The organism is Enterobacter sp. R4-368 (genome assembly GCF_000410515.1).
Lineage (GTDB): Bacteria > Pseudomonadota > Gammaproteobacteria > Enterobacterales > Enterobacteriaceae > Kosakonia.
This window is the reverse complement of record NC_021500.1, coordinates 4349843-4368591: the sequence shown is the minus strand read 5'-3', so window position 1 is coordinate 4368591 and position 18749 is coordinate 4349843. Positions and strand designations below refer to the sequence as shown.

13 protein-coding genes are annotated in these 18749 nt (G+C 55.3%); 5 read left to right on the top strand and 8 right to left on the bottom strand.

Annotated features, from left to right (window positions below):
- Nucleotides 1–100: 100 nt before the first annotated feature.
- Genes entF through fes form a run of 3 tightly spaced genes read right to left on the bottom strand, consistent with a single transcriptional unit; the run spans nt 101 to nt 5439 of the window.
- A complete protein-coding gene (gene entF, locus H650_RS20355) occupies nt 101–3988 on the bottom strand; it encodes an enterobactin non-ribosomal peptide synthetase EntF (RefSeq protein WP_020456926.1) in 3888 nt (1295 codons plus the stop codon).
- Between the two features lie 10 nt (nt 3989–3998).
- Nucleotides 3999–4202 (bottom strand): MbtH family protein, encoded by a 204-nt coding sequence (locus H650_RS20350; protein WP_020456925.1) that lies wholly within the window; start codon nt 4200–4202, stop codon nt 3999–4001.
- A gap of 28 nt (nt 4203–4230) precedes the next feature.
- Nucleotides 4231–5439: an enterochelin esterase gene (gene fes / locus H650_RS20345; RefSeq protein ID WP_020456924.1), complete on the bottom strand. Its 1209-nt coding sequence runs from the start codon at nt 5437–5439 to the stop codon at nt 4231–4233.
- A gap of 252 nt (nt 5440–5691) precedes the next feature.
- Here fes and H650_RS20340 point away from each other — a divergent pair, with 252 nt between their 5' ends.
- Nucleotides 5692–7965, top strand: coding sequence for a TonB-dependent siderophore receptor (locus H650_RS20340; RefSeq protein ID WP_020456923.1), 2274 nt, complete (start codon nt 5692–5694; stop codon nt 7963–7965).
- Between the two features lie 161 nt (nt 7966–8126).
- Here the strand turns inward: H650_RS20340 and H650_RS20335 are convergent, their stop codons facing one another.
- The 3 genes from H650_RS20335 to H650_RS20325 form a co-directional block, all read right to left on the bottom strand.
- On the bottom strand, nt 8127–9806 hold the full coding sequence (locus tag H650_RS20335) for a methyl-accepting chemotaxis protein (protein ID WP_020456922.1): 1680 nt from the start codon (nt 9804–9806) through the stop codon (nt 8127–8129).
- A 282-nt stretch (nt 9807–10088) separates the two neighbouring features.
- Complete coding sequence (locus H650_RS20330; protein WP_044489588.1) at nt 10089–10802, bottom strand: GNAT family N-acetyltransferase; 714 nt, start codon at nt 10800–10802, stop codon at nt 10089–10091.
- A 160-nt stretch (nt 10803–10962) separates the two neighbouring features.
- Nucleotides 10963–12300 carry an aspartate aminotransferase family protein gene (locus H650_RS20325; protein ID WP_020456920.1) on the bottom strand — a complete coding sequence of 446 codons (1338 nt, stop codon included), beginning with the start codon at nt 12298–12300 and terminating at the stop codon, nt 10963–10965.
- A 184-nt stretch (nt 12301–12484) separates the two neighbouring features.
- Here H650_RS20325 and H650_RS20320 point away from each other — a divergent pair, with 184 nt between their 5' ends.
- The 3 genes from H650_RS20320 (at nt 12485) to H650_RS20305 (ending at nt 15588) form a co-directional block, all read left to right on the top strand.
- The gene (locus tag H650_RS20320) at nt 12485–13249 is read left to right on the top strand and encodes an SDR family NAD(P)-dependent oxidoreductase (protein ID WP_020456919.1); all 765 of its coding nucleotides are present in this window, start codon (nt 12485–12487) and stop codon (nt 13247–13249) included.
- Nucleotides 13250–13843: 594 nt separating this feature from the next.
- A complete protein-coding gene (locus H650_RS20310) occupies nt 13844–15079 on the top strand; it encodes an EAL and HDOD domain-containing protein (protein ID WP_020456917.1) in 1236 nt (411 codons plus the stop codon).
- Between the two features lie 95 nt (nt 15080–15174).
- The gene (locus tag H650_RS20305; RefSeq protein ID WP_020456916.1) at nt 15175–15588 is read left to right on the top strand and encodes a winged helix-turn-helix domain-containing protein; all 414 of its coding nucleotides are present in this window, start codon (nt 15175–15177) and stop codon (nt 15586–15588) included.
- Nucleotides 15589–15598: 10 nt separating this feature from the next.
- Here the strand turns inward: H650_RS20305 and H650_RS20300 are convergent, their stop codons facing one another.
- Entirely contained in the window at nt 15599–16489 is an 891-nt protein-coding gene (locus H650_RS20300) for a LysR family transcriptional regulator (RefSeq protein WP_020456915.1), read from the bottom strand.
- A 682-nt stretch (nt 16490–17171) separates the two neighbouring features.
- Here H650_RS20300 and ompC point away from each other — a divergent pair.
- Entirely contained in the window at nt 17172–18299 is a 1128-nt protein-coding gene (gene ompC, locus H650_RS20295) for a porin OmpC (RefSeq protein ID WP_044489806.1), read from the top strand.
- Between the two features lie 78 nt (nt 18300–18377).
- On the opposite strand, the gene H650_RS20290 is transcribed toward ompC, so the two are convergent.
- Nucleotides 18378–18710 carry a helix-turn-helix domain-containing protein gene (locus H650_RS20290; RefSeq protein WP_020456913.1) on the bottom strand — a complete coding sequence of 111 codons (333 nt, stop codon included), beginning with the start codon at nt 18708–18710 and terminating at the stop codon, nt 18378–18380.
- Nucleotides 18711–18749: the final 39 nt, after the last annotated feature.

Sequence of the window (18749 nt, the reverse complement as noted above, 5' to 3'; positions counted from 1 at the left end):
ACTGCTTAAATTATAAGCAGCAAAAAAAGAACAGCCGTGGGATTTGCTACATGAAACATCTGAAATGCAGACCCCTCCTTACCGAGAGGCCCGCGGAACATCACTGCGCTAATATTTCCCTTAACACCGGCCCAATATGCTCAAACGCCTGCGGCGAGATAATCTCGACGTGGGCGCAATCCTGACGGTAAACCTCCAGTTCACGAACCCACGGTGCCCAGGTTGTGTGCGGATCGGTGCCTGCGGGTAAGGTGCGCCCGGCGACAAACAGCGTTGCTTTCCCGTCAAATGGCAGGCTGTGGGCGGTGGTCAGCAAGCGAACCGCATCGGCATAGTTGCCCTCGATAACGGAGAACAGCTCGCCGGAGGCTTGCCCCTGCTGCGCGGCGAGAAACGCCTGACGCTCGCGTTCAATCTCTGCCAGCACTTCCGGATCCAGCCCGTTTGCCTCTTTCTCTGCCCAGTTTTGCGTTTCCGGCGGCCAGGTATCGAGCAGCCCGAGGAACGCCACGTCCTCACCCCGCTGCCGCAGACGCGCGGCAATGCCCTGCGCTAACGTGCCGCCGAGCGAATACCCGAGCAGGTAATACGGCCCGTGCGGCTGCTGCGCAAGTAGCGTCGCCAGGTGTTGCTCACAGGCTTCGTCTAACGTCGCGGCCTGTTGCAGCGGGCCATCCGGTCGCGGTGACTGAATACCGGTGATCGACCAGCGCGGCGCAAGGTGACGGGCCAGCACGCTAAACTGCCAGGCAAAACCGGACGCCGGATGGAAGCAAAACAGGGTCGGCCCGTCGCTCTGCCGCAATGGTAGCAAGGTTTCCAGCCCCAGCCGCCCGGTCTGCTCCGCCGAAAGCGCTTGTTCGAGCAACGCGGCAAGTTTTTCTACCGTGGAAGCGACCATGATTTGCCCTGGCGTGACCTGCCGTTCGCACTCGCGGCTCAGTTGCGCCGCCAGGCGCATCGCCAGCAACGAATGCCCACCGAGCGCGAAGAAATCCGCCTGCGCGTCGTTCACTTCGCATCCGAGCAAACCGGAAAATGCCTGCGCGATCAGCGTTTCCATACCGGCGTTGAGCGGGCGACCGCCCTGCTGCACCGCCAGTTCAGGCAGTGGTAACGCTTTTCTGTCGAGTTTACCGTTGGCGCTCAGCGGCAACGCGTCCAGTTGCACCAGCAACACCGGCACCATATGCGGCGGCAGTTGCTCACGCAGTTGCGCCAGTAGCGCCGTTGTCTCCAGCGGCTGTGCGGAGGCAGAAACCACATAACCGACTAACTGGCGTGCATCGCCGCCGCTGGCGGTGGCCTGATTGAAGACACAGGCATGTGCCACCGCCTGAGCCACGTCTGGCAGCGCCAGCATAGCACGGTCGATTTCACCTAATTCAATGCGCTGACCGCGAATTTTCAGCTGGTCGTCGCTGCGCCCGAGGTATTCAACCGCGCCATTTTCCAGCCAACGTGCGACATCACCGGTGCGATACATGCGTTCGCCTGCGGCAAACGGATCGGCGATAAAGCGGCTGGCGGTGAGATCCGAGCGACCAAGATAGCCCTGCGCCAACTGGATGCCGGTAAGGTAGAGATCGCCCGCCACGCCCGGCGGCACCGGACGCATCATCGCATCCAGAATGCGCAGCCCGGTGTTCCAGACCGGGAAACCAATCGGCACGCTGTTGCCGCGTACACCCGCCAGCGCTTCGCCATAAGCCGGATACCAGCTCACATCCACAGCCGCTTCCGTCGGGCCGTATAAATTATGCAGCGGCGCGCCAGTCAGCTGCTGCCATTCGCGACAGAGCTCGGCAGGCAGCGCTTCGCCACTACAGAACACCTGTTTTAGCGTGCGGCAACTGCGCTTTGCGCTTTCCGGCGTGAGTGAGGCGACAAACGCGGCCAACATAGACGGCACAAAATGCGTGGTGGTCACGCCGTAATGGGTAAAGAAGTCCTGCAACGCTTGTGGATCGCGGTGCGCATCCGGTTCCGCCATTACCAGCTTTGCCCCGGCGATAAACGGCCACCAGAACTCCCACACCGACACGTCAAAACTGCACGGCGTTTTCTGCGCCACCACATCCTGCGCGGTGAGCGGGTAGCTTTCCTGCATCCACAGCAGACGGTTGACGATAGCGGTTTGCCCGACCATCACCCCTTTTGGCCGCCCGGTGGAGCCGGAGGTGAAAATGATGTACGCGGTATGCTCCGGACGCGCCAGATTGAGCGCGTCGCTGCCGTGGGTTTCCAGCGGGGCTTCGTAGCAAAAATGACGAAGCGCGGGAATATCGGCAAAGCGCGCCCGTTGGTTCTGCGCAGTGATCAGCAGACGCGGTTTGGCATCGTCGAGCATCATTTTCAGCCGCTCGTCCGGGTAACCGGTATCCAGCGGTAGCCAGGCGGCACCTGCTTCGACAATGCCGTGTAGCGCCAGCGTCAGGAACACCGAGCGCGGCAGCGCCACCGCCACGCTGTCGCCGGGCTGAACACCAAGCTGGCGAAGCTGGTGCGCCAGCGCCACAACCTGCTCGCGCATTTCGCGATAGCTAAATTGCCACTGCGCATCTGCCAGCGCGGGGGCATCCGGCGTTTTCGCCGCCTGCGCGGCAACCAACGCGCTTAAGGTGGTAGTCGGCAGTATCTTGCCGGTATCGTTAATGTCTGCCAGCCGCTGCGCTTCTGGCGATAAGAGCAGCTCAGCATCACCGCAGCGCAGATGTGGATTTTCGGCAAACTGCCTGAGCAGATGCGCCAGCCGCCCGACGTGTGTTTTTAAGGTGGATTCATCATAACGGCTGCGGTTCGCCAGCACTTCCAGCGATAACCCACCCTCTTCGTGCGGGAAGAGAGCGATTTCCAGATCGTTCACGGGGCCGGTCGCCAGCGTGTGCGTGGTGCCTTTAATGCCATCAACATCCAGCAGATAATCAAACATTTTGACGTTAAATACCGGGCCGAACAGCGGCTCGTCGCCCGCTGCACGCCCGACGTCACGCACAATTTGCTCGGCGTCATAACGCTGGTGGCGACGCATCGCTTTCAGGCTGCCTGCAAGCGTTGTCGCCAGCGCGGAGAGCGTTTGAGTACCATCCAGATGAATGCCCAGCGGCAGTACGTTGAGCACCGGCCCGGTAGCGGTTAACGCCGCCGAGCCCATGCGGCGCATAAAGATAAACCCGGCGGCATAGTCGGTGCGTCCGCATAGCCGACCAAGCCACAGTGCGGCCAGCGCCAGCGCCAGATCGGCGGGTGAATGGTGGCTAAAAGCCTGGGTTACGCGGCGAAATGCCCCGGCCTCCATCGCCACGTTGAGACGTAAAATATCGGTTGTTGCCGCGCGCCCCGGCAGTGGCGTGTCGGAAAGGGAGACCGGAGAGGGTAACGCGCTGCGCTGCTGCGCCCAAAAAGCGCGGTCACGCGGCCAGGCATCGCTTTCACGGTAGCGCTGATACTCTTCCACCACCCCGGCAAACGGCGTAAAGGGCGATGCCGGTGTTGACTCACCGCGTCGCCATGCGCTGTAAATGGCGGCAATCTGGCGGGTAATTGCCGGAAAACTGAAGCCATCAACCAGTAAATGGTGATAACGCTGATACCAGTACCAGTGCTGCTCGCCCACGCGTAACAGTTGGTGGCAAACCAGCGGATTACCACTCTCCACGCGCAGGTTTTGCGCCAGGTCGGCCTGCATTATCTGTAATGCAGCAACGTGCGGTTGGCGGCTGTCACGCAGATCGACGATCGCCGGCAGGGCAAAGACATGAGCCTCGTCGACCCACTGCCACACTTCGCCGTTCTCCTCTTCAAAGCGCATACGCAGCATATCGGCCTGCGACAAACCGCTGGCAATCGCCTGTGCCAGCAGCGCGGCGTCGATATCGCCCTTCAGTTCAACATAGTGCGCCACGCTCCAGGCGTTGGGCAGCGTGGAGAGTTTTTCCGCCATCCAGATCCCCGGCTGTGCGGCGACCAGCGGTAAACGTTGGGTCATTTTCCGCTCCTCATTGCGCATGGTGCGCCGGGGTTAATGTTTGCCAGTTTGCCGCCAGCCAGGCGTTGCAGTCGTCCTGCGGTTGCGGCTCGCACACCACGTTCCAGCCTGCGGGAAGCGCGCACTGCGCGGGCCACAGGCTGAACTGCCGCCGGGTATTTTGCAGAATATAAAATTGCCCTTGCGGGTTATCGAAGGGGTTGGTGAATTCCATAGCAAACTCCTGTCGTAGAAAGGTGCGTTTAACGGGCGCGGGTAAGCGGCTGCCAGAGGGTGATAAGCCCGGAGGTCAGCCCGCCGCGCCAGCAAAGCGCATCGTGTCCGCCGTCAACCTGACGCCAGAAAACCGACTGCTGTGTGCGTTGTAACAGGGGAAAAAGCGCCTCGTTGGCGCGAAAAATCAGCGGTTCGCGCACCCCGGCCTCCAGCACAATGCGCAGGCCTTGCGGGTTCAACTCACCATTTTTAAGGTGTTCGATAATGATGCCGTCACGCTCGCCGCCGCGATGCGGCCACCAGAACGATCCGGACTGGCTCAACACGCAGCCAAACCGCTGCGGCCAGTGCAGCGCGGCATAAAGTGACGACAGGCCGCCAAAACTCTGCCCGGCCACCACGGTGCGATCCGCGCTGTCGCTGAACGGCGCAATGGCACGGACCTGCGGTAATAACTCGTCCTGTACCGCCAGCCAGAAATCGGCATTGCACGGCAGCTCCAGGCTGCGGTGGGCGTTATCAATCACATCAATCAGCACATACACCGCCTCCGGCAATTGCCCGGTGTTGGTCAATGCAGCCAGCGCAGGCCATACCGGCATACTTTGCGCCCAAAACTGCCCGTCGAGCAGGATCGCCAGCGGGCGTTCAGCGCTATGGCTGTTGCCGGTAGTGTAAACCCAGACGCGGCGCGTGTTGTTCAGGCGCGTACTGCGCCACAGGTGTTGCGGTTCGTTGAATGGCGTATCCGTTTCGCGCCAGCCAGGCTGTAACGGTGCATCGGGCATTTCCAGCGCCGAAACGGGATGGCCACGCCCGCCGCGCCAGCTTTGCGGATTGAGCGGATCGGCAATTGCGCGCGGCAATAGTTTTCGCCAGCCTTCGCGCAGCGCGGTGCGATCCGGCGGCGTAAGCGTGAAAACGTCGGCGGCGAAATCGTCGCTGTTTTGCGAAGGAATCAAGCAGTAGCTGCCGCGCCAGCTGGCGGCAAGCGTGGTTTTCCAGTACCAGACATCGGTTCCGGCAATGCGCGTCAGCGATTGCGGCGTCGATTTTTGATGGTGATCGGTCACGCCGGTAATGTAGATCCACACCTGGCGCACGCGGGAGGTTGCTTCTGTCCCGGCGGGATCGCGCCACCAGAAAGTGACCTCATAATTTCCCTGCGCGTTTTTGACCCATTCGGGCCCCTGTTTCGACTCCCACCAGGCATCACTTCCCGTTGTTGGCGTCACGGCTTTCACCTCAAATATGCTGTGGAAATTTTTGCTTGCAGATCAAAAAATATCGATAATATTATTGATAATTATTTTCATTTGCAATAGCGTGTTGGCGCGCTGTGGGAAGCGCGTCTTTCACTTAAAACGGCCGCCGTGGGCGAATTTTCTCAGGAGTGAGCGCCTCGCTACGAGCTGGCTTCATCATGCCGCCTCCTCTCCCCTGGGAAAGGAATTGCCGGGGATGCGGCGACGAAATGCAGGTAAAAAATGAATAACAAAATCAAATCCCTGGCCGTTCTGGTCAATCTGGGGATCTACGGCGTTGCTGTGCCAGCGTTGGCGGCAGAAACCCGCACCGCTTCTGGCGAAGAGACGATTGTTGTCACAGCTGAGCAGCAAAATTTGCAGGCACCGGGCGTTTCCACCATCACGGCAGACGAAATTCGTAAGAACCCGCCTTCCCGTGATGTCTCCGAAATTATCCGTACCATGCCCGGCGTGAACTTAACCGGTAACGCCACCAGCGGTCAGCGCGGGAACAACCGCCAGATCGACATACGCGGCATGGGCCCGGAGAACACGCTGATTCTGGTGGATGGCAAACCGGTCACCAGCCGTAACTCCGTGCGTCTTGGCTGGCGCGGCGAGCGCGACAGCCGGGGCGACACCAACTGGGTGCCGCCGGAGATGATCGAGCGTATCGAAGTGATTCGCGGCCCGGCGGCGGCGCGCTACGGTAACGGCGCGGCGGGCGGTGTGGTGAATATCATCACCAAAAAAGAGAATACTGGCGAATGGCACGGCTCGTGGAATACCTATTTCAACGCGCCGGAACACAAAGATGAAGGGTCAACCAAACGCACCAACTTCAGCCTGAGCGGCCCGCTCGGTGGCGATGTTAGCTTCCGCCTGTACGGCAACCTCGCCAAAACCCAGGCCGACGCGCAGGACATCAACAAAGATCACCAGTCGGAACGCACCGGCACTTACGCCAACACCGTCGTTGCCGGCCGTGAAGGTTCAATCAACAAAGACATTACCGGCGTCGTGCGCTGGGATTTTGCCCCGATGCAGGCGCTGGAGTTGCAGGCCGGTTACAGCCGCCAGGGCAACCTCTACGCGGGCGATACGCAGAACACCAACAACGACAGCAGTACCAATAACTACGTCAATGAAAACTATGGCAAAGAGACCAACCGTCTCTATCGCCAGAACTACTCGGCGACGTGGACCGGCGGCTGGGATAATGGCGTCACCACCAGCAACTGGGTGCGTTATGAACACACCCGTAACTCACGCATCCCGGAAGGGCTGGCGGGCGGTACGGAAGGCCTGTTCAACGCGCAAAAATTCTCTGATATCGACTACAGCGATCTGTTGCTGCACAGCGAAGCGAGCGTACCGTTTGAACTGCTGTTCAAGCAGAACCTGACGCTCGGCGCCGAGTGGGATCACCAGAGCATGAAAGATTCCACCTCGAATACCCAGACCTTTATGGGTGGCAATATTCCGGGTTACAGCAGCACCGGCCGTAGTCCCTACTCCAATGCCGATATCTTCTCGGTGTTTGCCGAAGACAACATTGAGCTGACCGACAGCACCATGCTCACTCCGGCGCTGCGCTTTGATCACCACACGATTGTTGGCAACAACTGGAGCCCGTCGCTGAACTTGTCTCAGGGCCTCGGCGACGATTTCACCCTGAAAATGGGCATCGCCCGCGCGTACAAAGCACCAAGCCTGTACCAGACCAACCCGAACTACATTCTCTACAGCCGTGGTCAGGGTTGCTACGCGGTCACCGTGGATGCTAACGGCCGAGACATCGGCTGTTATCTGCAAGGTAACGACGATCTGAAAGCGGAGACCAGCATCAACAAAGAGATTGGTCTGGAGTTCAAACGTGACGGCTGGCTGGCGGGTGTCACCTGGTTCCGTAACGACTACCGCAACAAGATTGAGTCAGGCTACTCGCCGGTTGGGCAAACCTCTATCAAGAGCGGCAACTCAAACCTGAACACCTATATCTACCAGTGGGATAACGTGCCGAAAGCAGTGGTGGAAGGGTTAGAAGGTGCGTTGAATGTACCGGTAAGCGAGACGGTAAACTGGACCAACAATGTCACCTACATGCTGCAAAGCAAAAACAAAACCACCGGTGAGCGTCTGTCGATCATTCCTGCATACACCTGGAACTCCACGCTGAGCTGGCAGGTTACTCAGGATGTTTCGCTGCAATCCACCTTTACCTGGTACGGTAAACAGCAGCCGAAGAAATATGACTACAAAGGTAACCGCGTCACCGGTTCCGCCACCAACGAAGTGAGCCCGTACAGCATCGTTGGCCTGAGTGGCACCTGGGACGTGACCAAAAACGTCAGCCTGACGGGCGGTGTCAGCAACGTGTTCGATAAACGTCACTGGCGTGAAGGTAACGCCCAGACCACCGGCGGCGGCGCAAACTGGATGTACGGCGCGGGTGCCGCAACGTATAACGAGTCGGGCCGCACCTGGTATATGGGGGTAAACACCCGCTTCTAACCGCTATCCGCCCTCTCCCCCGCCGGAAGATCCCCCGCTTCCCCACGGGGAGAAGGGCACTTACGTTATCAAGCGATGGCAAAATGAAACGGCACGCCACCTGAAACGGTGCGCGTGCCGGATTTATCTTTTGCCCGGACAACGCCACCGGGCGGGGTTTATCAGAACGCTTCCCAGTCATGTTCCGGCGCTTTGCTGCCGCCTGCAAGCGCAGGTCGGCGCAAGGCTTTCCCCGCTTTTGGCGCAGCCGCTGACGGTTTGCCGGTAGCCCCCTGCTCTGCATCGCCTGGCAGTTTAAACACCGAGACAATTTCCGTTAACTGGAACGCTTGATGCTCCAGCGAAGCGGAAGTGGCGGAAGATTCTTCCACCAGCGCGGCGTTCTGCTGGGTCACGCTGTCCATTTGCGAAATCGCCGTGCCAACCTGACTAATCCCTTTGCTCTGCTCCACGGACGCCGAGGCGATCTCGCCCATGATATCCGTTACGCTGGTGACGGAACGCAGGATGTTGTCCATCGATTCGCTGGTCAACGTCACCTGGTCAAAACCGTTATTGACGTTCGTGACCGACTCATCGATCAGCACTTTGATCTCTTTCGCGGCTCCAGCGCTTCGCTGCGCCAGATTACGCACTTCGCTGGCGACCACCGCGAACCCGCGCCCTTGCTCACCGGCACGCGCCGCTTCAACAGCGGCGTTGAGCGCCAGGATATTGGTCTGGAACGCAATGCTGTCGATGACGTTAATGATGTCGGTGATTTTCTGCGAACTGTTGGTGATATTTTTCATGCTGGCGATGACCGCCTGCACGCGCTCTTCCCCTTTGTTCACGGCGGCTGACGCCACGTGTGCAAGGTTGCTGGCTTCGCTGGCGTTGTCGGCGTTCTGTTTGACCACCGCGCTCAGCTCTTCCATGCTGGCGGCGGTTTGCGTCAGCGCGGCGGCTTGTTCTTCTGTGCGCGAAGAGAGGTCGGTGTTACCGGACGCAATTTCGCTCGCCCCCTGGTAAATTTCACCCGCGCTGTTACGGATCTGCGTAACGGTGTTCACCCAGTTGTTCTGCATGGTTTCCAGATAGGGAATCAGTTGCCCCACTTCGTTGTTGCCCAGATCTTTTGTCGGCTTATCCAGCTTGCCCACCGACAACACCTGCAGATGTTGCTTAACCCACTCCAGCGAGCGCGCCAGGCACAGCGCCAGGTAACGCTCGGACATCACCAGCATCGCCAGGCCAATGATCATGGCGATGATAATGATGGCGCGCGTCAGCGAAACCCAACTGGCAATACGCGCGTTAGCGGCGGATTTCAGCTCGTGAATTTGCTGGTTATACGCGACGATCGCCTGTGAGAATCCGCTGCGCAGCGGGCTGAACTGCGCTTTCGACAACTGGTTATAACTCTCGGCATTGTCGGCTTTAACGGCGGCGAACATCGGCGTAATGGCCTGATTAAACAAGTTCAACGAGCTGTTATAGATATTATCGATGGCCTCGGTGCTGATATTCGCATGATCGGTCACTTTGAACTGATTCAGACCGTTTTGCAGAAAATCGATATCTTTGCCGATACGATCGAGGGTTTGCTGGTAGTTTTGCGTATCGTTATTAGCCTGGAAAACCAGCGCGCGGTCCATCAGCAGTTTGACCTGGTAATAGCGATCGCTGGCGTTGTTGATGATGTCGCCGTTAATTTGCTGAACGTTGGTGAGTTCCACTTCATCGGTTAAGGCGCTCAACGCATGTAACGAATAAAACGAGACACCGCCCCAGAGCAAAGTGAAAATGACCAGGATCGCCAGCATTGCGACCTTGATTTTTAAATTTCGAATAAAGTGCATAAAAAACCCCGGTAAATAGTTGTGAAATAACGTTTTAAAGCAGCGTTCTCCTCGCTGTCATAAACCCCATCGGCTAAGTTTCCGGGTTAATTAAGAATAAAAAGAAGTAAGGCAATAACCTTTCTATTGAAATGGTGATAACACGTAGTTTACCGTGACTTAACTTTTGAAACGGAAGTAAAGTGGTAATTTGGCAAGCGTTTACCCGGTAAAAGATGTCGAATTGCGTGGCGCGCGGAAGGGGTAAAGCGGGGGCATCGGCGGATACCGATGCCACGTTCATTAAGATGACGAGGGAGCAAAGAAGGCGCTGAGTTTTTGTTTTTGCCTGCCCTGCTCGTCAAAGTTACTGGCCGCCAGCCAGGCGGAAATCGCCGCGTCGCGCTGCGGCCATTCGCTATCCAGCATGGATAAATAGTCGGTATCGCGGTTGCGCCCTTTACGCACCATATGCTGGCGAAAACGCCCTTCCCAGCTAAAGCCGAGACGTTCGGCAGCGCGGCGGGAAGCGACATTGAGCGTGTCACACTTCCACTCTACGCGGCGGTAGTTGCAGGCAAACGCGTGGCGCAGCATCAACCAGATGGCTTCCGTTCCCAGCACGCTATTTTTCATGCGCGGTGACCAGGTGACATGGCCGATTTCCACCGAGCCATTTTGTGTGTTGATGGCAAGCCAGGCGACAACGCCGAGCGCCTCACCGCTGGCACACTCCACCACGGCGAAAGGCGCGATGGTGGTGTCGATCATTTTACCCACCACCCATTGCGCCATGCTGTCCACGGTTTGTGGGCGCTCACCCGCCAGCCATGTCCAGTCGCTCTCGTTTTCCGCCTGAGAGTAAGCGCGCAAAAGATCGTGCGTGTGTACCCTGGCGTCAAGCGGTTCCAGCCGACAGTATTGTCCGTGCAACACGCTGCGCGGCAGCGGCTGGACGCCGTGCCAGTGCGGCAACATGTCACCGACGGTTTGACCATAATGATTCAATTCCGGCACTTTTTTCTCCCAGGCAAAAAAGTTAAACAGAAAAAGAGTGTTTTAACAGCAGTTAAGCCCGGAATATAGTGCCTAAAATTGGGGGGGGAGTGGAGAAAAATCTCTTTGAAATCAGAGGACTGACCAGATTTGGCATCAGAATAGTCTGATGCCTTTACATTTACTGACCAAAGTGACCAAATTGAGCCAAAACCTGGTCAAAAATGGCCATTCCCTGCTGGACTTCTTTCGCGCTCATTATGCAAGGTGGCACCACATGAATGCGGTTTTCGACAACAAAAGTTAACATTCCGGCTCCGGTTAGCGCCGCCTTGATCGCAGCCATCTCTGTCGCGGCTAAAGGCGTTTTGGTTTTGCGGTTGCTCACCAGCTCCAGCGCCTGGAACATGCCGCGACCGCGCACCTCGCCAATCAGCGGATGTTTTGCTGCCAGAGCCTCCAGCGCAGGACGCAGAACGCCGTTGCCGATCTCTGCCGCATTCTGCACCACGTTCTCCTCTTTCATCGCATCAAGCGTGGCGACAATCGCCGCCATCGCCAGCGGATGCCCGGAATATGTCAGCCCACCGGCGAAGAAATGGTCGTCAAAGTAGTGAGCAATCGGCGCGGAAATCAGCACACCGCCCGCCGGCACATAGCCCGCATTCACCCCTTTGGCGAAGGTGATCAGATCCGGCACGATGCCATCCTGTTCGAAAGCAAACCAGCTACCGGTACGGCCAAAACCGGCCATCACTTCATCAAGGATCAGCACAATGCCGAACTCATCAGCCAGCGCGCGCACGCCCTGCATATACCCGGCTGGCGGCACCAGAATGCCCGCCGTGCCGGGAATGGACTCCAGCAGGATCGCCGCAATCGACGACGGCCCTTCGCATTCAATCATGCGGCGCAGATGCGCCAGCGCGCGTTCGCACTCTTCGGTTTCACTGACGGCATTAAATTCGCTGCGATACAGGTACGGGTTAAAGAAGTGAACATGCCCGCGCGAATACTCATTTGGCACACGTCGCCAGTCGCCGGTCGCCGCAATGGCGCTGCCGGTGTTGCCGTGATAAGAGCGATAGGCAGAGAAAATTTTGTCACGCCCGGTGTACAGCCGTGCCATGCGAATGGCGTTTTCGTTGGCATCCGCCCCGGCGTTGGTGAAAAAGACTTTGCTGAAGCCTTCCGGTGCCAGCTCCACAATGCGTTTTGCCGCTTCGCCACGCGCCAGGTTGGCGGTGGCCGGCGCAATGGTTACCAGCGTTTCCAGCTGCGCTTTCATCGCCGCCAGCACGCGCGGGTGTTGATAACCAATATTGACGTTCACTAACTGGCTGCTGAAATCGAGGTAGCGGTTACCGTCGTAATCCCACAGCTCGCAGCCTTGCGCCCCGGCAATCACCATCGGGTTGAGGTTGCCCTGCATCGACCATGAATGAAACACATATGACCGGTCCAGTTGACGCACGTCGTCGTTCGTTATCGCCATCTCGTTGTGAAGTGCCAGTTTCATGCCAGATCCTCTCATGCCGTTGTTGTTGTCTGCATCATGCTGCGCGCCATAAAGAGGCGGGTAGAGCCAGTCGGCTTCGCGGGATGTGACACCCGTGTCACACGTCAGTGGCGTAACTGGCACTGTCTGGCAGGCGTGAGGATTTTTATAGTGGCGCAATAACCCTGCACAGGAGAAGAGAACAATGGCAGCGAAAAACGTGGTGTTCATTACCGGCGCGACCTCCGGATTTGGCGAAGCGGCGGCGCAGGTTTTTGCCGACGCGGGATGGGCGCTGGTATTGAGCGGGCGTCGGCTTACGCGTCTGGAAAACCTAAAAGAACGCCTGCATGGCAAGGTGCCGGTGCACATTATTGAACTCGATGTCCGCGATAACGCCGCGGTAAAAAAAGCGGTGGCCGAACTGCCTGCAGCATTTGCCGATATCACGACGCTTATCAACAACGCCGGACTGGCGCTCGCCCCACAGCCCGCCCAGAAAGTGGAGTTGCAGGACTGGCAAACGATGATCGACACCAATGTTACCGGGCTGGTTAACGTGACACACGCGCTACTGCCCACGCTGATTGCGCACGGTGCGGGGGCATCGATTATCAATATTGGCTCTATCGCCGGGCAGTGGCCCTACCCTGGCAGCCATGTGTATGGTGCGACCAAAGCCTTTGTGAAGCAGTTTAGCTACAACCTGCGCTGCGATTTACTGGGAACGGGCGTGCGGGTAACCGATCTTGCGCCGGGGATTGCCGAAACGGAATTTACCCTCGTCCGCACCAAAGGCGACAAAGCGGCGTCTGATAATTTGTATCGCGGCACAACGCCGCTCAGCGCGCAGGATATTGCCGGGCAGATGCTCTACATCGCCACCCTGCCGGATCATATGAATATTAACCGTGTAGAAGTGATGCCGGTGCGCCAGGCCTGGCAGCCGTTTGCCATCGACAGGGATTAAGCTGGCGTGGTCTGAGCCACAAAATAAAACGCCCCGGCATAAATGCCGGGGCCTGCTTTTATTCTTTTTTCCTGGGTGTTTAATCGTTTTACCCCGCCCGGCGCTTATCTCCGGCACTCACTCTTAGGTGGCGTTAGCTCTTTATGGGGTGAGACCACAATAGTCCATCGGAATGTTCTGAACAATAGTCTTTTGGTTGCAATTTTCGGTTTTTTGATGCTCATCATAATTTGCCGGATCCTCCCGGAAACCCGCGTGACGACGGTCACTCATCAGCAGGCGCTAACAATTTTCGAGCCGCAGAAAACAGACGAAGCGTGACGCGTATCGCGATGCGAGCGCAAAAGTGATGAATTTTTCGCCGCCATTGTCGATAAAAGAGGCAATGCGTTATGATTGCGCCATTCGGAATTTGACTTAAATCCTTCAGACGTTTACAAAAGATACTGCCTTCCTTAAGTCCGACTTGCGTCTTTCCCGTTTTCGTCCAGGCTTCCATTTTACCCAGCGTAAAAATGGTGCGGATTGACCGGTTCAGATTTGCGTTTTACCGACTATTTTAAGATTTGCAGGCATCTGTAAGTGGAGTATCGCATGTTCTCTTTTGTCGCCCGGCAGGCGATTTTTGATGCAAATATGAACACAGTCGGTTACGAGTTGTTGTTCAGAGACAGTATGACGAACCGGTTTCCCGACGTTACGCCGGAGTACGCCACTGCCCAAATTATTGTCGAACAGTTTCTGGGCGCACCGCTGGGCCGTCTGAAAGAGTACAGCGCGATCTTCGTTAACTTCCCCTATGAACTGCTGATACAAGGGATGGCGGAAACGTTGCCGAAAGACCGCGTGATTGTGGAAATCCTCGAAACCGCCAAACCCACGCCTCAGTTGCTCAACACGGTAAAAAAACTCTCTGCGCACGGCTTTCGTATCGCGCTGGATGACTTCGCGTTAGGCGACACCTGGAACGCGTTTTTACCTTATATCAGCATTATCAAATTCGACGTGCGGGAAAATACGCCGGACGAGATCAGCGGCTATATCAATGCCAAAGCCCATTTGCTGAAAGACACCATATTTCTTGCCGAAAAGGTGGAAACCCAGGAAGAGTATGAGTGTTTCCGTAATATGGGTTGTACGCTGTTTCAGGGGCATTTTTTCAGCAAGCCGGTGATCCATTCAACCAATAAACTGTTTCAGAATCAGGAAATCACCTTAAAACTGATGAAAGAGGTGAATGCCGACTCGCCAGATTTTGGCCGAATCGAAGCCCTGCTGAAACAGGATCTGGCGCTGTCGTTTAAGATCATGCGCTATGCACAAAATATTGTCTTCAACGCGCGCGGGATTAAAAACTTCCGCAGCCAGTCGTTAAAGGACGTTATTTTTTACCTTGGCACCAATGAGTTACGCCGCTTTGTGCTGGTTTCCTGCCTGACCTCGGTCAACAAAGTAAAGACCGACGACATTTACTACCAGAGCCTGATCCGCGCCAAGTTTTGCGAACTGGCCTCGGCGCACTCCATCAGCCGTCACTCAGCCGATGACGCGTTTATCGTCGGTCTGTTTTCACAGCTCGACAGGATTTTTGAAATGCCGATGGCAGATTTATTAAGCCAGATTGATATTTCCGCCAGCGTCATGATGGCGCTTAAAGAGCAAAAAGGCCCGCTCTACCCTTACCTGCAACTGATTGAGCTGTACGAAAATCACAACTGGGAAGAGGTCAGCGCGCTCGGTCACCGGCTGGGTTTTAACCGCAGCATGGTGGCAGAGCTGATTAAAGCCGCCACCAAATGGACCAACGCTATCCCGTCAGACGTCAGCTAAGCATTTCAGTTTTCGCGCCGGAAAGCCGATTTAATCAGTAGGGTGTTACTTACACCGCTACTTTGTTTCACTCGGCTGATCACTGGACGCACATCATGGAAAAGTTAACGGTATATGGATATCGACTCGGTAACGAATATCAGGTGGAATTCGTGCCTTATAAGCAAAGTCTGACGACCTGCGCGATCCCCGGTAGCTGCACCTATTTACGTAACACCATGAGCAACCTGCTGACCTATCTGCTGGCGCACGCCGTGGGGAATATTGTGGCCGACAAAACGCTGCAGATTCAGGTATGGGAAAATAATGGATTGAGTTGCTCAAGCCAGCGGCTGTGGCAAGTGATGAACAACCTGAAGCGTAAACTGGCGGTATTCGGTTTGCCCGACGACTTTATTCTGCGCGTGGCCGGCAAAGGGTATCTTATCCCGCCGGAAAAGGTGCTGACGCTGTATTGCCGGGAGACGTTTTTTCAGCAACACCTCGCGGTAGATTACTCCGCCCTGTAAGGCCAGATAATTAAGCATAACGCAGCGCGTCAATCAGTAAGCTAAACGCGGCAGTGTGCTGTTTACGGCTGGGATAATAGAGGTAATAGCCGGGGAACGGTTCACACCAGTCGTCGAGTACCGTTTCAAGTTTGCCTTCGCTAACAGCCTGCGCCACGCAATCTTCCGGTACCAGCGCCAGCCCCATACCGCTGGTTGCCGCTTCGACTCTGGAAGCCAGGTTATTAAAGGTTAATTGCCCTTCCACACGCACGCGCATTGGCTGGCCGTCTCTGGAAAACTCCCAGGCATACAGCCCGCCAAGCGTCGGCAGACGCATATTAATACAGTTGTGCTGCTGTAAGTCATGCGGCGTTTGCGGTTTACCATGACGGGAAAAATAGCCCGGCGAGCCCACAACCACCATGCGCCAGTCGGGACCAATTCGCACCGCGACCATATCTCTGGCAACCTGTTCACCAAGGCGAATACCGGCATCGTAGCGCTCACTGACAATATCCGTCAGGGTGTTATCGATAGTTAATTCCACTTTCACATCAGGGTAAGCGTCTAAAAAAGGCTTAATGGCTGGCCACACCGTCGAATGCAATGCGTGTTCGCCAAGCGTGATGCGGATATTGCCGGCCACGCGATCGCGCATATCGGTTAAGGCAATGAGTTCTTCCTCAATCTCTTTAAAGCGCGGGTCAATGCTATTAATTAATGCCTCGCCTGCATCGGTGGGCGCGACGCTGCGCGTAGTACGGGTAAGCAGACGAATTTGCAGACGCTCTTCCAGCCCGCGAATAGCATGGCTGAGCGCCGATTGCGAGACACCTAATTTTGCTGCCGCGCGAGTAAAGCTACGTTCGCGGGCCACCACAATTAAATAGAAAAGATCATTAAAATTATCTTTCAGCATTTCCGCCCCGTGACCAGACCATGAAAATAGCGTTTATGCTACACTTCGGCTGCGTTTTAATATATGTCTATAATTCACTAATCCCGCAATAAAAGGGCTCTGATCGTGAAGCAGGTCACCTCTTTTTATGTTAATAAGCGCCAGCGCCCTTCTTTTTAATGAGCCACATTCATAACCGCAATGAACCATATTACTTAATCAATACGCTTTATTATTCACCACGCATAAACGCACTGAACACCATTAAAATTAACCATGCAGCAGCGGCAGATATTTAATAATTAAACATCCGCTTTTATTACCCACCTTAAATAACCACTTAATCAACCTGCATATTTAACCGCACCTTTTGCCAATAAAAGCCGGGGGGAATTACCCCCGGATAGGGAAAAAAGTAACAGTAGACACAAAAAATGCAATGAGGTTAATAAAGCGTCTTAACGGTAACCGATCAAACGCGGGTTGATATTAGCGATCTGTGCGATTAAAAATAACCCCAAAAAAAAGTTCCAACCGATATTTGTCAATATGTGCTAAAAAGAATTTAAATATTTACACCAGAAGAACTCAGATGATAAACAATATCCTGCAACCTGAATAATCCATGAACCACTCTCATAATTGGCAGTGTATTCTTGTTGTTATTAAAAAACACAGTGGCAAACATCAAGGGTTTATTTATATGAAAATCTCTCAACTGAGTCTTTTCGTCTCTGCTGCGGTACTGTGCTCGTCAGTACAGGCGGCGGAAATATATAATAAAGACGGTAATAAGTTAGACTTATATGGTTTGGTATCAGCAGAACATTATTTTTCTGATAACAGCGGTTGGGACGGCGACCAGACTTATATGCGTCTTGGCTTTCGCGGTGAAACGCAGATTAATGACCAACTGACCGGCTACGGCCAGTGGCAAATGCATATTGACGCTAATAAATCGGAAGGTGATACCAATACGCCACGCACGCGTTATGGCTTCGCCGGGTTAAAATTCGCCAATTACGGTTCAGTGGATTATGGCCGTAACAAAGGTGTTTTATATGACTCCCTCGGTTATACCGATATGCAGCCCGAATTCGATGGCATGACATACGGTTCCGACCAATTTATGTTTAGCCGTGGCAACGGCATGCTGACCTACCGCAATACGGATTTCTTCGGTCTGGTTGACGGCCTGAATTTCTCCCTGCAGTACCAGGGCAAAAATGATGGCGGCGGCGAATCCGGCGCCGGTCGAAATGTATTACGCCAGAACGGCGACGGCTACGGCTTATCCGTGGAATATAACATTGGCGCGGGCGTAAGCGTTGTTGGTGCCATGACCAGCGCCAAACGGACAGAAGAGCAAAATACCGCCACCAATATCCTCGGTAATGGCGATCGCGCCGAAGCCTATTCTGGCGCAATTAAATATGACGCCAATAATATCTACCTGGCGGCGATGTTTACTCAGGCTTATAACGCTTCGCGTTTTGGCAGTGCTTCCGATACGACGACCGCCTACGGCTACGCTAACGAATCACAGATTTTTGAAGCGTACGCCAGCTACCAGTTCGACTTTGGCTTGCAGCCATTCGTGGCGTATAACGCGCTGAAAGGGAAGAATATTGGCAGCAACAGCGCAGGTGATAAATATGGCGATCAGGATATCGAAAAATATGTCGATCTCGGTGCCACCTATTACTTCAACAAGAACTTCAACATGTTTGTTGATTATAAAATCAACCTGATTGATGAAGATAAATTCACCGCCGCCGCCGGTATCAACACCGATGACGTGGTGGCAGTGGGTATGGTTTACCAGTTCTGAACCAGCAAAAAGGCGGCACAAGCCGCCTTTTATTCACCGTCTTTTCCCGCACGTTTTCCTTTCATTACGCTTTTTTCCTTAGCGCTGATGCTGGCGTCGCCAGACGCCGGGCGGCATCTGGTATTTGCGCGTAAAGGTGCGTGTAAAAGTCTGCTGCGAGTCATAACCGTATTTAGTGGAGATAGCCATAATCGACTGCTCAGTCGCCAGCAGTTCATGCGCGGCGCTTTCCAGCTTTTTCTCGCGGATATAGATGCCAAGCGGTATCTGAATCACTTGCTGGAACAGGCGCTGAAGATGCCATTTCGAATACCCCGCCCGCGTGGCGACATCCTCGATCCGTAGCGGCCTTTCAAGGTTATCGTCAATCCATTGCTGGATCTCAAGAATCACCGCGTGTTGCATACCCATGGTTGAAACCTCCTTGAGAACAGGAGCATCCACCTTAGC

What these genes read in the sequence shown, in the direction of transcription:
- H650_RS20335 (WP_020456922.1), bottom strand. Translation starts at nt 9,806, where the DNA reads ATGCACTTTATTCGAAATTTAAAAATCAAGGTCGCAATGCTGGCGATC.
- ompC (WP_044489806.1), top strand. Translation starts at nt 17,172, where the DNA reads ATGAAAATCTCTCAACTGAGTCTTTTCGTCTCTGCTGCGGTACTGTGC.
- H650_RS20350 (WP_020456925.1), bottom strand. Translation starts at nt 4,202, where the DNA reads ATGGAATTCACCAACCCCTTCGATAACCCGCAAGGGCAATTTTATATT.
- H650_RS20310 (WP_020456917.1), top strand. Translation starts at nt 13,844, where the DNA reads ATGTTCTCTTTTGTCGCCCGGCAGGCGATTTTTGATGCAAATATGAAC.
- H650_RS20290 (WP_020456913.1), bottom strand. Translation starts at nt 18,710, where the DNA reads ATGGGTATGCAACACGCGGTGATTCTTGAGATCCAGCAATGGATTGAC.
- H650_RS20305 (WP_020456916.1), top strand. Translation starts at nt 15,175, where the DNA reads ATGGAAAAGTTAACGGTATATGGATATCGACTCGGTAACGAATATCAG.
- H650_RS20325 (WP_020456920.1), bottom strand. Translation starts at nt 12,300, where the DNA reads ATGAAACTGGCACTTCACAACGAGATGGCGATAACGAACGACGACGTG.
- entF (WP_020456926.1), bottom strand. Translation starts at nt 3,988, where the DNA reads ATGACCCAACGTTTACCGCTGGTCGCCGCACAGCCGGGGATCTGGATG.
- H650_RS20300 (WP_020456915.1), bottom strand. Translation starts at nt 16,489, where the DNA reads ATGCTGAAAGATAATTTTAATGATCTTTTCTATTTAATTGTGGTGGCC.
- H650_RS20320 (WP_020456919.1), top strand. Translation starts at nt 12,485, where the DNA reads ATGGCAGCGAAAAACGTGGTGTTCATTACCGGCGCGACCTCCGGATTT.
- H650_RS20340 (WP_020456923.1), top strand. Translation starts at nt 5,692, where the DNA reads ATGAATAACAAAATCAAATCCCTGGCCGTTCTGGTCAATCTGGGGATC.